At 45.3% G+C, this 15,089-nt stretch carries 14 protein-coding genes; 5 read left to right on the top strand and 9 right to left on the bottom strand.

Features of this window, described 5'->3' with window-relative positions; all coding sequences use genetic code 11:
* Positions 1–334 precede the first annotated feature (334 nt).
* The 6 genes from fre to trxA form a co-directional block, all read right to left on the bottom strand.
* Positions 335–1,048, bottom strand: coding sequence for an NAD(P)H-flavin reductase (gene fre, locus ACED42_RS14710; protein ID WP_280613138.1), 714 nt, complete (start codon positions 1,046–1,048; stop codon positions 335–337).
* A 20-nt stretch (positions 1,049–1,068) separates the two neighbouring features.
* Complete coding sequence (locus ACED42_RS14705) at positions 1,069–1,338, bottom strand: 2Fe-2S iron-sulfur cluster-binding protein (RefSeq protein WP_102249494.1); 270 nt, start codon at positions 1,336–1,338, stop codon at positions 1,069–1,071.
* On the bottom strand, positions 1,335–3,176 hold the full coding sequence (ubiD, locus tag ACED42_RS14700) for a 4-hydroxy-3-polyprenylbenzoate decarboxylase (protein ID WP_017103319.1): 1,842 nt from the start codon (positions 3,174–3,176) through the stop codon (positions 1,335–1,337). The genes ACED42_RS14705 and ubiD overlap by 4 nt, the downstream gene beginning before the upstream one ends.
* Before the next feature lie 98 nt (positions 3,177–3,274).
* Positions 3,275–4,270 (bottom strand): hypothetical protein, encoded by a 996-nt coding sequence (locus ACED42_RS14695; protein WP_371703092.1) that lies wholly within the window; start codon positions 4,268–4,270, stop codon positions 3,275–3,277.
* A 110-nt stretch (positions 4,271–4,380) separates the two neighbouring features.
* Entirely contained in the window at positions 4,381–5,640 is a 1,260-nt protein-coding gene (gene rho / locus ACED42_RS14690) for a transcription termination factor Rho (protein WP_009848197.1), read from the bottom strand.
* Positions 5,641–5,839: 199 nt separating this feature from the next.
* Positions 5,840–6,166 carry a thioredoxin TrxA gene (gene trxA, locus ACED42_RS14685; RefSeq protein WP_009848196.1) on the bottom strand — a complete coding sequence of 109 codons (327 nt, stop codon included), beginning with the start codon at positions 6,164–6,166 and terminating at the stop codon, positions 5,840–5,842.
* 111 nt (positions 6,167–6,277) lie between these two features.
* Here trxA and rhlB point away from each other — a divergent pair, with 111 nt between their 5' ends.
* Positions 6,278–7,588 (top strand): ATP-dependent RNA helicase RhlB, encoded by a 1,311-nt coding sequence (gene rhlB, locus ACED42_RS14680; protein ID WP_009848195.1) that lies wholly within the window; start codon positions 6,278–6,280, stop codon positions 7,586–7,588.
* Positions 7,589–7,594: 6 nt separating this feature from the next.
* Positions 7,595–9,088 (top strand): guanosine-5'-triphosphate,3'-diphosphate diphosphatase, encoded by a 1,494-nt coding sequence (gppA, locus tag ACED42_RS14675; protein ID WP_371703090.1) that lies wholly within the window; start codon positions 7,595–7,597, stop codon positions 9,086–9,088.
* 101 nt (positions 9,089–9,189) lie between these two features.
* On the opposite strand, the gene ACED42_RS14670 is transcribed toward gppA, so the two are convergent.
* The 3 genes from ACED42_RS14670 to recQ all read right to left on the bottom strand — a co-directional run bounded on the left by ACED42_RS14670 (position 9,190) and on the right by recQ (position 12,349).
* Complete coding sequence (locus ACED42_RS14670) at positions 9,190–9,861, bottom strand: 7-cyano-7-deazaguanine/7-aminomethyl-7-deazaguanine transporter (protein WP_004736638.1); 672 nt, start codon at positions 9,859–9,861, stop codon at positions 9,190–9,192.
* 271 nt (positions 9,862–10,132) lie between these two features.
* The gene (locus tag ACED42_RS14665; RefSeq protein WP_009848192.1) at positions 10,133–10,444 is read right to left on the bottom strand and encodes a DUF3630 family protein; all 312 of its coding nucleotides are present in this window, start codon (positions 10,442–10,444) and stop codon (positions 10,133–10,135) included.
* 66 nt (positions 10,445–10,510) lie between these two features.
* Complete coding sequence (recQ, locus tag ACED42_RS14660; RefSeq protein ID WP_371703088.1) at positions 10,511–12,349, bottom strand: ATP-dependent DNA helicase RecQ; 1,839 nt, start codon at positions 12,347–12,349, stop codon at positions 10,511–10,513.
* 180 nt (positions 12,350–12,529) lie between these two features.
* On the opposite strand from recQ, the gene rarD reads away from it, so the two are divergent.
* From rarD to ACED42_RS14645, 3 genes are all read left to right on the top strand, one after another.
* On the top strand, positions 12,530–13,438 hold the full coding sequence (gene rarD / locus ACED42_RS14655; protein WP_371703086.1) for an EamA family transporter RarD: 909 nt from the start codon (positions 12,530–12,532) through the stop codon (positions 13,436–13,438).
* 86 nt (positions 13,439–13,524) lie between these two features.
* Positions 13,525–14,319 carry an AraC family transcriptional regulator gene (locus ACED42_RS14650; protein WP_371703084.1) on the top strand — a complete coding sequence of 265 codons (795 nt, stop codon included), beginning with the start codon at positions 13,525–13,527 and terminating at the stop codon, positions 14,317–14,319.
* A gap of 99 nt (positions 14,320–14,418) precedes the next feature.
* Positions 14,419–15,081: a LysE family translocator gene (locus ACED42_RS14645; protein ID WP_371703094.1), complete on the top strand. Its 663-nt coding sequence runs from the start codon at positions 14,419–14,421 to the stop codon at positions 15,079–15,081.
* Positions 15,082–15,089 lie beyond the last annotated feature (8 nt).

Below are 15,089 nucleotides of genomic sequence, written 5' to 3'. Positions count from 1 at the left end.
AGATTGATAGGTTTAAATTGTTAAAGAGCTTCACTTGTTGAGCGTTCCTTTTAAGTAAGGAGCCTCTCAAAGTGGACGGCCATTCTAGCGAATTAACATTCAGTGTCAAACACTTTTTGAAAATTAATTTTTGTCGCTTTCCGTCTGACTGATTCTTGCTGAAGCCTTGTGGCGCCTGCCGTCTCAGTGGTGTCGCATTATAGGGAACCCTCTCAGCTTAGCAACTACTTTTTCATGAAAAATGAATAAACAAAGCTTAAGTGCTTAATAGTTCACCTAAACGGAAAAAAGAGAGCATTTCTGCTCTCTTTTTGCTCTAAATCTGAAAGAAATCTTAGATAAACGCGTAAGCATCTGCGTACATATGGTCACGCTTTGCTTCTTTATTCTGAGTAAACAAGTCTCTTGCAGCACCTGCCATTTCGAAACGGCCCGCAATGTAGATATCAAAATCAGCTAATGATTCGAAACTTTGCGTGATTGCTTCAAGTACGTTACCCGTTTGACCGTGCCAAACTTCAGGTGCTTCTTCTACTACTGGTACAAAATGCACATTGCTGTGTTTTGCTGCAATGTCGACAAGCTCTTCTTTCGCGTACAGCTGGCACTCATCTTTTGCGCCCCAGTATAGATGAATCTCTTTTTTACTGTTCTGCGCGATGCAGTGATCGAGAATAGAGCGCACGTAGCTGAAGCCAGTACCACCAGCAATTAGTAACAGAGGACGATCGCTTTCTTCTTTAACCCACGCATCACCGTGCGGAGCATCAATAGCTATGTCGCCATCTTCCGCTTGCGCTTTCTTCATTGCCTCAACAACTTCTGAAGCGTAAGCATTGTGCTCAGCTGCACCAATGTGTAACTCAAGCTCGCCTTCATGACGACAAGGGCTGCTTGCAATCGAAAATGGACGCTTGTCTTTTTCACCCATTTCAACCATCAAGTATTGGCCCGCTTTAAAAGCTACCGGTATTTCTGGGTGAAGTAGGATTTGGTAAGTGTTACAAGCCAAAGGCTCGATAGATTTCACTTTACATTTAATAGTCATGTTCTTCCTCTCACTAACCCTTAATCGGCAAAGGTTAGAACTAAATTACTTTCTGCAAATGCTTGGCAAGCAAAAATCCAACCTTGTAACTGCTCTTTCTCTGTGAGCATGGGTTCAAGGTGGTAACTCACTTTGCCTTCTAATTTTTTGCACATACACATAGCGCATGCACCAACTTGGCAGCGGTTTGGAAAATTGATATTGCTGTTGAGCGCAGCATCCAAAACCGTTTGCCCTTTTTCTACGGTAAAACTGATATTTTCTGGGTATAAGATTACTTGGAAGCTCATGAGATTCCTAGTTGTTCCCAAATGCTATCAATCTTTTTAACGACGTCTGGGTTCTTAGTGATTGGAACACCCCACTCACGCAGGCATTCACCTTCAAACTTGTTCGTCGCATCTAGACCCATTTTTGAGTGTCCAGTTTGGTTTTTCAGGAAGAACGTATCTCTTGCCGGATCCATTCTTGTGGTCACCGCCCAGATAATGTCATTCCAGTCACTGACGTTAACGTCACTATCACATACGATGACAAACTTGTTCTCATCAAACTGAGACCAAACCGCTTCAATGATTTTCTTACCGTTACCTGCAGCTTGCTTATCGATAGACACAACGACCATGCACGCATTGTCATTCTGCAAATGAATATCAATAATTTCAGGGAAGGTTTCGGCTAGCTCAGCTAGGCAACCTTCAATATGCTGACTGTCTATAGGTAAAGGTTTAGCATTAGGCGATAGTGCCAGCTCCGCATCCCACTTCTTAGTAATGTCTAAACCCATTTTTGAGCCTAAACCTACCACTGGCGATGCGAAGTCTAGTGAATCGATAGGTGTGTTCTCTATCATCAGGCTATCACGAGACGGATCCATATGTTCACACATAGCAGCGGTCACTTGAGACCAATCACGTGCGTTAACATCCTCATCGCATACCAAAACAAATTTGGTGTACATGAATTGGCGTAGGAAAGACCATACACCCATCATCACTCGCTTAGCGTGACCTGGGTATTGCTTCTTCATGGTCACTACTGCCATTCGGTAAGAACAACCTTCAGGTGGCAAGTAGAAGTCTTCTATCTCTGGGAATTGCTTTTGAAGAATAGGAACAAACACTTCATTTAACGCAACACCTAATACTGCAGGCTCATCAGGTGGACGGCCAGTATAGGTACTGTGATAGATCGGATTCTCGCGCATGGTTACATGAGTAATAGTAAACACATGATGCTTTTCTTTCTCGTTGTAGTAACCAGTATGGTCTCCGTATGGTCCTTCGTCTGCGAACTCATTCGGGTCGATATAACCTTCCATTACGATTTCAGCACTCGCTGGCACTTCTAGGTCGTTACTGATTGATTTAACGACCTCAGTTTTACTGCCACGTAACAAGCCGGCAAACGCGTATTCCGATAAGGTATCTGGAACTGGCGTAACGGCACCAAGAATGGTGGCAGGATCGGCACCAAACGCTACCGATACAGGGAATGGCTTGCCTGGGTTGGTTTCCATCCAATCACGTAGATCAAGCGCTCCACCACGGTGGGCCAACCAACGCATGATGATTTTATTCTTGCCGATCTTCTGTTGACGATAGATACCTAAGTTTTGGCGTTTCTTGTTTGGACCACGAGTAACCGTTAAACCCCACGTTAGCAACGGCGCGACATCGTCCGCCCAACAGCTCATCACCGGAATTTTATCTAGGTCGACGTCATCACCCTGCCATACGATTTGTTGACAGGCCGCCTTACGAAGACGCTTAGCTGGCATATTTAAGACCTGCTTAAACACAGGCAGCTTATCGATAGCGTCTTTAAAGCCTTTTGGTGGCTCGGGTTCTTTTAAGTAAGCAAGCAACTTACCTACTTCGCGTAACTCTTTGACCTCTTGACGCCCCATACCAATGGCTACCCGATCAGGTGTACCGAATAGATTGGTCAAAACAGGCATGTCATAGCCTACGGGATTTTCAAATAAAAGAGCCGGGCCACCAGCACGTAGAGTACGGTCGCTAATCTCGGTCATTTCATAGTCTGGGTCGACAGGGTGAGAAATGCGTTTCAACTGACCAATGCTTTCAAGATGGTCGACAAAATCACGTAAATCTTTAAAACTCATAGGGCTTCTACATGCTGATTATTCTGCGCTCAGTATATCAAAAAGGGTGACGCTGAGATCCCCCTTTTTAGTGTGGTTATTGAGAGGCAAAATCCACTTTACGGTAATGCTTGCTCGATCAAAGAGCTCTTCACCTGAGGGTTATCATTCACAAGATCTTGCAACCAGCGCGTGTGACCTTGTTTAGCTAATTCACGGGCGACTAATGGCGCTTCATCGGCAATCGCCATCCTAGAGACAAGGAACTGCTTCACCTCTTCTGATAGCGGGTTCACCTTGGTAAGCAAAGTAATCGCTTCATCTTTCAAACGAGGATTCTTAGTCGCTGCCATTACCTGTTCCAACGCGAACGTTTGTTTAGTTTTAGCAAGTCGCTCTAACTCTGCTTGGCTATGATAATCGGCCTTCATTCGCCATAGAATCTTATAGACCTCAGGGTCTTCGCTCACTTGCGCTAATCGAACTACCACCTCGGTAGAGGGTAACCAGCTAACAATAGAAGATGCGGTGAGTTGCCTAGTCAGATAGTCGACCGCTTCAGGAGACAAACTGTCTAGCTCTCGAATTAGTAGCGCTTCTCGTGTTTGAACTTGATACTCAGGCCCTGACAACCACTCATTAAGGTTAAGTGTCTGCTTTTCTGCATCCAGTACAAACACCAGTGTCTTCTGGTCTTGGTGCCATTGCTTGATCAGTCGATTAGCAATCGAAGGGTAATTAAAAGCAGGTACCGTAAACTCGTAGCCATCCCCACGCTCTAATACTTGGTAGGTCGGCGTGATAGCGAGTTGCTGTTCTATGAAAATAGACATCTTAGGGGTGAGAACGATCTCTTGCTGTTCGATCTTCTTCAAGAGCCGGTAACGAGCCACCTCTTGCTGGGGAAATGTCAGACGCTCAAGCGAAAAGCGTAGCGAATTGACTTCGTCACGCACGACAAGCTCGAGTAATTCAGCAGTTTTCAGTTTTACTTGATCATTCTCAAGCCAAGACTCTACTGTAAGTGGAGACATCTCGGTGGCATAACTCATACCAACCGGTGAAAGTAACAGTGAAGTAGACAGGAGTAATGATGACAACAGTCCATGTTGCATTTTAACTTCCTCGTAACACTTTTGCCCATTCTGCAAGCTGTCGCTACAAAATGCAAATAAAAAGCGCCACCCGAAGGCAGCGCTTTTTAATAACTATAAGCTAATCAATACTACTGACGACGCATTGCGTCAAAGAACTCATCGTTCGTTTTAGTCATTGCTAGCTTGTCGATAAGGAATTCCATCGCATCGATTTCGCCCATTGGGTGAACAATCTTACGCAGAATCCACATCTTCTGTAGTTCATCGTTCTTGGTAAGAAGCTCTTCACGACGAGTACCAGATCGGTTGAAATCAATCGCTGGGAATACGCGTTTTTCAGCAATCTTACGGTTAAGGTGCAGTTCCATGTTACCTGTACCTTTGAATTCTTCGTAGATAACTTCATCCATCTTAGAACCAGTATCAACCAGTGCTGTTGCGATGATAGTTAAGCTACCGCCTTCTTCTACGTTACGTGCCGCACCGAAGAAACGCTTTGGACGATGTAGAGCATTCGCATCAACACCACCAGTAAGAACTTTACCTGATGAAGGAATCACAGTGTTGTAAGCACGAGCTAGACGAGTAATTGAATCCAGTAGGATAACCACGTCTTTCTTGTGTTCAACAAGACGCTTCGCCTTCTCGATTACCATTTCTGCTACTTGTACGTGGCGAGATGCTGGTTCATCAAACGTCGATGCGATCACTTCGCCTTTAACTAGGCGCTGCATTTCTGTTACTTCTTCTGGACGCTCATCGATAAGTAGAACCATTAGTTCACACTCAGGATGGTTACGGGCAATGCTTTGAGCAATATTTTGCAGAAGCATTGTCTTACCCGCTTTTGGCGGAGCAACAATCAGACCACGCTGACCTTTACCGATTGGAGAAGCAAGGTCAAGAATACGAGCTGTGATATCTTCAGTTGCACCATTACCCGCTTCCATCACCATACGTTCGTTGGCGTGAAGAGGAGTAAGGTTTTCGAAAAGAATCTTGTTACGAGCGTTATCTGGTTTATCGTAGTTAACCGTATTTACTTTAAGCAGAGCAAAGTAACGTTCGCCATCTTTAGGTGGACGGATTTTACCGCCAATAGAGTCACCTGTACGAAGGTTAAAACGACGAATCTGGCTCGGTGATACATAAATATCATCAGGACCAGCAAGGTATGAGCTGTCTGCGCTACGTAGGAAGCCAAAACCGTCTTGAAGAATTTCTAGAACACCATCACCAAAGATGTCCTCACCACTTTTTGCGTGTGCTTTAAGGATGGAGAAGATAATGTCTTGTTTTCTTAAGCGAGCTTGATTTTCAAGACCTAGGCTTTCGCTAAGTTTAACAAGTTCAGACACAGGTCTGTTCTTCAGTTCAGTAAGATTCATAGTGGTGGAAGTTTGTTTAGTCAAAATAGGGTCTGTTTTCTTAAGTTAAGAAGGATTTGGTCACAGGCTCGACCAAGAAGAGAATTTGTTCAATTAACGTGCGATAAATTAGCACTAAAACTAAGACTAGTCCATAGCTTAGAAAAAACAAAACCGCGCATTTGTTAACTGCGCGGTTTCTTTTCAAATACTCACCTGATTATAGGTTAGCGTCTAGGAACTCTTTAAGTTGAGTTTTAGACAATGCACCAACTTTAGTTGCTGCTACGCCACCGTCTTTGAAAAGAAGTAGCGTTGGAATACCGCGAATACCGAATTTTGGTGGAGTACCAGCATTTTGGTCGATATTTAATTTACCGATTGTGAGCTGACCTTCGTACTCGTTTGCGATTTCATCAAGAATCGGCGCAATCATTTTACATGGACCACACCATTCTGCCCAAAAATCAACAAGAACAGGGCCTGCAGCGTTGATTACATCGTTATCAAAACCGTCATCAGTTAGCTGCAAAATCTTATCACTCATCTTCCACTCCAATGTATTTTTTAGAACTGGTTGGATGATAACCAGTAAATAGATGCCCTATTGGAATGTATTTACTTTCGTATTGCAAGCTTAAGCTGATATTCTATAGCAATGAAAAAGACGCATATCACAGAGCAAAAGTTCGCCGACTTGGATTTACTTCCGCAAGTCATTGAAGGATTGGAGAAAAAAGGGTTCGACTATTGTACCCCTATCCAAGCCTTGGCGCTCCCGGTACTGCTCACCGGCCAAGACATTGCAGGCCAGGCCCAAACGGGTACTGGTAAAACGCTTGCGTTTCTTACTGCTACTTTTAATCACCTGCTAAAAACACCTGAGCATGAAGGCCGTAAGCCTAACCAGCCACGTGCGATTATTATGGCACCAACGCGTGAACTCGCGATTCAGATCTACAACGATGCTGACTCTCTGGTTGCAAGCACAGGTATCAAGGCAGCATTAGCTTACGGTGGCGAAAGCTACGATAAGCAACTAGGTAAGATCGAAGAAGGCGCTGATATCTTAATTGGTACAACTGGCCGCATCATCGATTTCTACAAGCAAAAGGTATTTAACCTTAACCACATTCAAGCAGTTGTTCTTGACGAAGCTGATCGCATGTTCGATCTTGGTTTCATCAAAGACATCCGATTCTTGTTCCGTCGTATGCCTGAGCCAAAAGATCGCCTAAACATGCTGTTCTCTGCGACGCTGTCTTACCGCGTACAAGAACTTGCATTCGAACACATGCACAACCCAGAGCATGTCGTTGTTGAACCTGAGCGTAAGACTGGTCACCGTATTCAAGAAGAGCTGTTCTACCCTTCTAACGAACATAAGATGGCTCTTCTACAAACATTAATCGAAGAAGAGTGGCCAGATCGCGCAATCATCTTCGCTAACACTAAGCACAAGTGTGAATCAGTTTGGGGCCACTTGGCTGCCGATGGTCACCGTGTTGGCCTACTAACCGGCGATGTTCCTCAGAAGAAACGTGAAAAGATTCTTGAGCAATTCACTAAAGGTGATGTTGACCTGCTTGTCGCAACAGATGTTGCAGCACGTGGCCTACACATCCCTCAAGTAACACACGTATTCAACTTTGACCTACCTGACGATTGTGAAGATTACGTTCACCGTATCGGCCGTACAGGTCGTGCTGGTGAAAGCGGTCACTCGATCAGCTTTGCTTGTGAAGATTACGCAATCAACTTGCCACCAATCGAAGAATACATTGAGCATGCTATCCCAATGTCTGACTACGATGCTTCTGCACTACTGGAAGATCTGCCAGCACCGATGCGTTTACGTACACGTAACCCGCAACAACGCCGCTCAAACAACAATGGCCCACGCAACGGTAACCGTAAACCAAACCAGAACCGTCGCCCACGCCAACCGCGTCATAACAAGGAAGCTTAGTCGCTTATGAGTCAAACAGTGTCACCACCGCTTTATGCTGCAATCGACCTCGGGTCGAACAGTTTTCATATGCTCGTTGTGCGTCATATCGATGGCAGCGTACAAACCATGGCTAAAATTAAGCGCAAAGTTCGTTTAGCTGCAGGCTTAGATGAAAATAATGCGCTTAGTACTGAAGCCATGCAGCGCGGTTGGGACTGTTTGAGTCTCTTTGCAGAGCGACTGCAAGATATTCCGAAAGAAAATATCCGCATTGTTGGTACAGCGACCCTACGTACCGCTATCAATGTGGATATATTTCTCGCGAAAGCGAACCAGATCCTTGGTTACAACATCAATGTTATCTCTGGTGAAGAAGAAGCTGCGACTATCTATAAAGGCGTAGCACACACTTCTGGTGGTAGCGGCCGCCGACTAGTGGTTGATATTGGTGGTGCAAGTACAGAGATGATCATCGGTGAAGGCTTCTCAGCCAAAGCCTTAACCAGCCTGAAGATGGGTTGTGTTACTTGGCTTGAACGCCACTTTAAAGATCGCCAATTAACCGCAACTAACTTCAACAATGCCATTGAAGCGGCTAAGTCTACGTTAGCTCCTATCCTAGATAGCTACACTGATATCGGATGGGATGTGTGTGTTGGCGCCAGTGGTACCGTTCAAGCACTGCAAGAAATCATGTTGGCGCAAGGCATGGATGAAGTTATTACTCATGCCAAACTCAAGCGCCTACAAAAACAAGCGATGATTACAGAGCGCTTAGAAGAGCTTGAGATTGAAGGCTTAACCCTTGAGCGCGCACTAGTGTTCCCAAGTGGTCTTTCTATTCTTATCGCGATTTTTGAGTTGCTTGAAATTGATTCAATGACACTCGCTGGCGGCGCACTCCGTGAAGGTCTCGCCTACGAGATGGTTGATGAGTTTCGCCAAGAAGATATTCGCGCTCGTACCATTAAGAGCGTGCAATCACGCTACCAAATGGACGTAAGCTACAGTGAACAAGTTGCTGTAGTCGCACAGACTCTATTAGAGCAAGCGGGCGCCGAAACGTGGGTTTCTGAACCTCAAGCAGGTGTGCTATTACACACAGCGGCGAAGCTTCATGAGATTGGTTTAACAATCGATTTCAAAAAAGGCGGCGAGCACAGTGCTTACCTACTGCAGAACTTAGACCTACCAGGCTTTACTCGAGCGCAAAAGCACTGCTTGGGTGAGTTAACACGTCGCTACCGCGAACAGTTAACTTCATTGCCAGAGCAACATGCAATCTCAGGTACCAGCAGCAAGCGTATTTTACGAATTCTGCGTTTAGCTATTTTGTTGACTCACCGTCGTAATCCAGCGCTTGAGCCTGAGTTCAAGCTGACGACGGATGACAACAATCTGACCTTGACGCTTTCTAAGCAATGGCTAGCAGAAAACCCGCTGACCGCTGCTGAGCTAGAGATCGAGTCGAATAGACAAACCGATATTGGCTGGCCATTGAATATTAAATGCCTCTGATATTAGTATCTGACGCTAGAAATTAAAAAAGCCCAAGTTAGTAGACTAACTTGGGCTTTTTCTTATCGCTGCATTAATGCTTTGTGTTACAAATCTCAAACTTAAGCGTTAACACCTGTCGCTTTAAAGTCAGGGTTCACAGCAGTTAGCTTCTTAACTACGTAATTTAGAAGCACACCGTACATAGGCACGAACAAGCCTAAGCTGATGATAAGCTTGAATCCGTAATCAACCAACGCAATCTCAGTCCAGTGCTCAGCCATGAATGGATCTGGGCTTTGGTAGAAAGCAATCGCAAAGAACGCGATCGTATCAATGGCATTACCAAAAAGTGTCGAACACGTTGGTGCAACCCACCATTGCTTCATTTGGCGTAAGCGGTTGAACACATGCACATCCAAGATCTGACCGAGCAAATAAGCCATGAAGCTTGCCGCTGCGATGCGTGCAACAAACAGGTTGAACTCGCCTAGTTGGCTAAAGCCTTGGAATGAACCTTCAAAGAACACCACAGACAATAAATAAGAAACGGCCAGTGCAGGCAACATCACTAAGAAAATGATTTTACGAGCAAGCTGCGCGCCAAAAATGCGTACTGTGAGATCGGTCGCTAGGAAGATAAACGGGAAAGTGAAAGCACCCCAAGTGGTGTGCATACCGAAGACGGTAAAAGGTAGCTGAACCAAATAGTTGCTTGACGCAATAATCACTAAATGGAACAAAACTAATAGTGCTAGGGCTTTGCGCTGTTGCGCAGGGGTAAAGTTACTCATGCTGTACCTTTTTAGTTTGGTTTGGGGGTGAGGGAACCCAAATCGAGTCATTTCTTCGAATAAACTAAGAAAGCTCTTACCAATAATGTGAATTAAAAATGTTTCTAGAATTTGCTCTATTGAGCGGCGGGCGATTATACATTAATCAATATTGGCTGCAACGGTGAGAACAAACGCAAACGTTTATCCTCACTTTTATTGATGAGTGACGTTAGAAGCCAAGTTTCAAAAGCCAGGTTTAGAAGCTACGTTTCAGAAGCCATGCAAAAAGTTAGAAACCGCGCTTGAAAAGCGTCGCGAGATAATCGAACTCTTCTCGGCTTTCTTCAGCGTTTAACGACTCAAACCAGATTGATTCACTGTAATGTTCAGACTTTAAAAACATCCGACAATCTTCAAAATCAATCAACCAAGAATGCATATCGGCGTCCCATTGCTTTTCAACAACTGACGCTGACAGCAATGCCACCAGCTTTTCACCTAGTACTTCATAAGAATCAAAATCAAAACTTGGAGACGTAATCAATAAACGCCCTTCCTCAGCCAAATACTCTCTTAAGCCAAATTCTGTTGGTGTTGTCATGTCCCTATCAACCTTATTCTTTTTCTATAAGCCAATCGTTTTTATAAGCTAGTCGTTTCTTGCAAGCTAGCCGTGTGTGGTGATGTGTTCTTGAATCAAATCTAAGAATGGGTCTGCGTACTTATCAAGTTTACGCTGACCAACGCCATTTACCGCCAGCATCTCGCCATAAGATGTGGGTAGGATTTCGGCCATATCAATCAGCGTCGCATCACTGAATACCACGTATGGTGGCAAACCATCTTCATCAGCAATCGACTTACGCAGCTTACGCAGTTTGGCAAACAGCTTCTTATCGTAGTTCTTACTGCTCAGTTTATCGGACTTCGCATTACGCACTGCTGTATCTAAACGAGGTACAGCCAACTCCAAAGACATCTCACCACGCAATAGCGGTCGAGCTTCTTCTGTTAACTGTAATGTTGAGTTACGAGTGATGTTTTGGAACAACAAACCTTTGTGAATCAGCTGACGGAAGATACTGATCCAGTAATCGTGGCTATGGTCGCGGCCGATACCGTAAGTAGAAAGTTTATCGTGACCATTATCGCGGACACGGATGTTCTGCATACCGCGCATCACTTCCACCACATAGCCCATACCAAATGACTGATTAACGCGGTACACACAAGACAACGCCTTTTGTGCCTCTTGGGTCGCATCAAAGTGTTTTGGTGGATCTAGGCAGATATCGCAGTTGCCACATTGCTTCTCGCGATATTCGCCAAAGTAGTTCAACAGAACCTGACGACGACACGTTTGCGCTTCGGCAAAGGCACTCATCGCGTTCAGCTTGTGCATCTCAACTTGTTTTTGCGGGCCTTCTTCTTTCTCATCCAGCATACGACGCAGCCAACCCATATCAGCAGGGTCAAACAACATCATAGCTTCAGCAGGCAAGCCATCACGACCTGCACGGCCTGTCTCTTGATAGTAAGATTCGATGTTGCGTGGGATATCAAAGTGCACCACAAAGCGTACGTTGGGTTTATTGATGCCCATACCGAAGGCCACAGTCGCGACCACGATCTGAATATCATCACGTTGGAAAGCTTCTTGAACGTAAGCACGTTCGTCGGTGTCCATGCCAGCATGGTAACCAGCAGCGCGAATACCGTTATTGCACAGCTTCTCGGTCACCATCTCCACTTTCTTACGGCTGCCACAATAGATGATGCCGCAATTGCCTTTCTGTGTTTCTAGGTAGCGAACCACCTGAGACACGGGTTTGTGCTTCTCAACTAGGTTGTAGCGAATGTTAGGGCGATCGAAGCTGCCTAAGTACGTGTGCGGCTCCACTAGCTGCAAACGCGAGATAATATCTTTGCGCGTCGCATCGTCAGCGGTTGCTGTCAGCGCCATATAAGGCACATGCGGGAAATACTGTTTAAACTGGCCTAGCAAAGCATATTCAGGGCGGAAATCGTGTCCCCACTGAGAGATACAGTGAGCCTCATCCACCGCAATCATCGAAAGCGGTAAGCCTTGTAAGCGCTCGATGAAGTCACGCATCAACACACGCTCTGGCGAAGCATAAACCATCTTCAACTGGCCTGAGTTCATGCGGTTAAACACGCTCAACAGTTGATCGCGTGGCATCGATGAGTTTATGCACTCAGCCGCGACGCCGTTAGCTTTCAGCTGATCAACCTGGTCTTTCATCAACGAAATCAGCGGTGAGATAACCAAAGTCAGCCCATCACGCACTAAAGCCGGGATCTGGTAACACAGAGACTTACCACCACCGGTTGGCATAATCACCAAGCTGTCTTTGCCTTCAACGGCTAGGTCTATGACCTCTTGCTGACCATCACGAAAGCTTTGATAACCAAAGACATCTTGTAAGATATCTTGCGCATCATTCGCGGGAGTTGGTGTTTGCTCAGCAATCAGAGTGGCGGTCATTGTGGTTCCTAATCAAGGTATAAAGTCAGCGTGCAGCATTGGCAAGCAAGGCGCACATTGTAGAGGGGAACGCTGGCGAATTAAACCGCAAATTGTTAGGTGAAAAGGGTTAACGCTCCTATACTGACCAACTCTCTTTATAAATCTTATTAATAAGCACTCAGTGCTAGAGAAAGTTACATGACACAAGACGACCAACAACGTACGCGACAGGGAATTTTGCTTGCCGTTGCCGCTTACACCATGTGGGGAATCGCTCCCATATATTTCAAATCTTTAAGTGAAGTATCCCCATTTGAGATTCTTAGCCACCGTGTAGTATGGTCTTTTTTCCTACTCGCTTTTCTACTGCACATGAGTCGTGGCTGGCGTAAGGTTCGAGACACCCTCACCTCCAAACCCAAAATGCTCTATTTAGTCGCCACTTCGATTTTAGTGGGCGCCAACTGGCTTATTTTTATTTGGGCGGTGAATTCCAATCACATGCTCGATGCCAGCTTAGGCTATTACATCAATCCGCTGATTAACGTGTTGCTCGGGATGTTCTTCCTTGGCGAACGCTTACGCAAGCTTCAATGGTTTGCGGTTGCTCTGGCTGCGATTGGCGTGATAATTCAATTGATCGCGTTTGGCTCTGTGCCGATCGTTGCCATTGCCCTAGCCTTCAGCTTTGGTTTCTATGGCCTGCTACGTAAAAAGGTGAGCTTGGAAGCTCAAACTGGCTTATTCATTGAGACGCTGGTGATGCTGCCTATCGCCGCAACGTACCTATTGTTTATCGCAGACAGTGCAACGTCAGATTTATCGATGAACCCAATGCAACTCAATCTATTATTGGTTGCAGCAGGTGTGATCACCACGGTTCCACTGCTTTGTTTTACTGGCGCTGCAACCCGCTTGAAGCTATCGACACTCGGTTTCTTCCAGTACATCGGCCCAAGCTTAATGTTCTTACTGGCGGTCCTTATTTACGGTGAAGCCTTTACTTCAGATAAAGCGATTACCTTCGCCTTTATTTGGGGCGCTCTGGTGATTTTCAGCTTTGATGGCCTACGTAACAACAAGAAGAACAAACGCGCTAAGCAGTAACACTGATCGTTTTTTACAAGACAATCCCTTAATACGAAGATAAGCTTGGTTGAATTGATGACTATTTGACCAAGCTTTTTTGTACCATGGATAAAGTCCACTACTACTCTACCCCAACAGAAGATATCAGCCTGATCCAAGCTCAGTACCAAGAGTTTGCCTTTCAGCGCCACTATCATTTGGACTTTCACATTGGCTTAATTACCCAAGGACAGCAGAAATTCGTCTATAAAGGGACGAGCCATAATGTTGGTGCTGGCCAAGTTGTTATCATGCCACCCGATGAGTTGCATGATGGGCACTCCAAGCTCGATTCGGGTTATCAAGTCAGTGTGTTTGCGGTTTCTCCCCAATGGTTTCAAGATCTTGCCGATCCCAAGGAAAATGGTCACACATTTGGCTTTTCTGAGTTGATCCTCTCCGATCAAGCTGCATTTTCACAATTACGCAACTTACATGGCCTGTTAATCAATCAAAACATCAGCCAACTCGCTCAAGACTGCTTACCTTTCGAAGGATTCTCGACGATTGTCGATCGTTATGCGAAATTTGGATCGAAAAGCGACATCAAACTGGGTAATCAATCGATTGATACACTAAAAGACTATTTGATGGCGAATTTGGATCAACCAGTGCGATTAGAACAACTGTCTGAGTTGTGTGGTTTAACCACGACTCAATTCCAACGCCATTTTAAAAACAAAATGGGCATTACGCCTTATGCATGGCTAAGCCGTTTACGCATGGAACAAAGCATGCGCCTGATTAAGTCTGGGATATGTGGTACTAAGGTTGCGCACCAAGTAGGCTTCTATGATCAGGCACACTTCTCTAAGGCTTTCAAAACCACGTTCGGCGTACCACCCTCACAAATCAACTAAGTGTTGATAATTTACAATTGCTCGATTTCAAATCACGGTAAGCTACGCTCAATACGATTACTTATTTAAAAATAGCGGCAACGTTATTGAGAACTGATGATGAACGAAGTCACCATACTGATCACCCTAGCCTCTATCCACTTCATCGCTTTAATGAGCCCCGGCCCTGACTTTGCGTTAGTCGTGCAAAATGCGACGCGTCACGGACGCCAGACAGGCTTGTACATTGCGCTTGGCTTATCTTGCGGGATCTTGCTGCACTCATTGCTGAGCCTGACGGGAATCAGTTACCTAGTCCACCAGCAACCCACACTATTTGCCATTATCCAATTGGCCGGCGGTAGCTACTTACTGTACTTAGGCTACGGTGCACTTAAAGCAACCTGGCAAATCATTCAGAACCACGACGATGACGCCGATACCGTTAATTCTAAAGATCTGATTCTGACCAACAAGCGAGATGCATTTTCTAAAGGGTTTATGACCAACATTCTCAACCCAAAGGCTTTGGTGTTCTTTATTAGTTTAATGTCGAGCTTAGTCCCTGCGGATATGTCGCTGTCAGGCAAAGGCTTTGCCCTGATCATCCTATTTGGCCTCTCACTGTTTTGGTTCTCACTGCTGGCGTGGATGCTTTCAACCAAAACACTGCAGAAGAAACTCAGCGAAGCGACCGTTTACATCGATGGCTTGTGTGGCGTGTTATTCAGCCTTATTGGCACGAGTATTCTTTGGCAGTCACTGTCCGGTTTAATCGCTTAAATTCGAAT

Source organism: Vibrio sp. FF145 (assembly GCF_041439075.1).
GTDB lineage: Bacteria > Pseudomonadota > Gammaproteobacteria > Enterobacterales > Vibrionaceae > Vibrio > Vibrio tasmaniensis_A.
Note: the sequence above shows the minus strand (reverse complement) of the source record. Positions and strands in the feature narration are given on the sequence as shown.

What these genes read in the sequence shown, in the direction of transcription:
- fre (WP_280613138.1), bottom strand. Translation starts at nt 1,048, where the DNA reads ATGACTATTAAATGTAAAGTGAAATCTATCGAGCCTTTGGCTTGTAAC.
- ACED42_RS14705 (WP_102249494.1), bottom strand. Translation starts at nt 1,338, where the DNA reads ATGAGCTTCCAAGTAATCTTATACCCAGAAAATATCAGTTTTACCGTA.
- ubiD (WP_017103319.1), bottom strand. Translation starts at nt 3,176, where the DNA reads ATGAGTTTTAAAGATTTACGTGATTTTGTCGACCATCTTGAAAGCATT.
- ACED42_RS14695 (WP_371703092.1), bottom strand. Translation starts at nt 4,270, where the DNA reads ATGCAACATGGACTGTTGTCATCATTACTCCTGTCTACTTCACTGTTA.
- rho (WP_009848197.1), bottom strand. Translation starts at nt 5,640, where the DNA reads ATGAATCTTACTGAACTGAAGAACAGACCTGTGTCTGAACTTGTTAAA.
- trxA (WP_009848196.1), bottom strand. Translation starts at nt 6,166, where the DNA reads ATGAGTGATAAGATTTTGCAGCTAACTGATGACGGTTTTGATAACGAT.
- rhlB (WP_009848195.1), top strand. Translation starts at nt 6,278, where the DNA reads ATGAAAAAGACGCATATCACAGAGCAAAAGTTCGCCGACTTGGATTTA.
- gppA (WP_371703090.1), top strand. Translation starts at nt 7,595, where the DNA reads ATGAGTCAAACAGTGTCACCACCGCTTTATGCTGCAATCGACCTCGGG.
- ACED42_RS14670 (WP_004736638.1), bottom strand. Translation starts at nt 9,861, where the DNA reads ATGAGTAACTTTACCCCTGCGCAACAGCGCAAAGCCCTAGCACTATTA.
- ACED42_RS14665 (WP_009848192.1), bottom strand. Translation starts at nt 10,444, where the DNA reads ATGACAACACCAACAGAATTTGGCTTAAGAGAGTATTTGGCTGAGGAA.
- recQ (WP_371703088.1), bottom strand. Translation starts at nt 12,349, where the DNA reads ATGACCGCCACTCTGATTGCTGAGCAAACACCAACTCCCGCGAATGAT.
- rarD (WP_371703086.1), top strand. Translation starts at nt 12,530, where the DNA reads ATGACACAAGACGACCAACAACGTACGCGACAGGGAATTTTGCTTGCC.
- ACED42_RS14650 (WP_371703084.1), top strand. Translation starts at nt 13,525, where the DNA reads ATGGATAAAGTCCACTACTACTCTACCCCAACAGAAGATATCAGCCTG.
- ACED42_RS14645 (WP_371703094.1), top strand. Translation starts at nt 14,419, where the DNA reads ATGAACGAAGTCACCATACTGATCACCCTAGCCTCTATCCACTTCATC.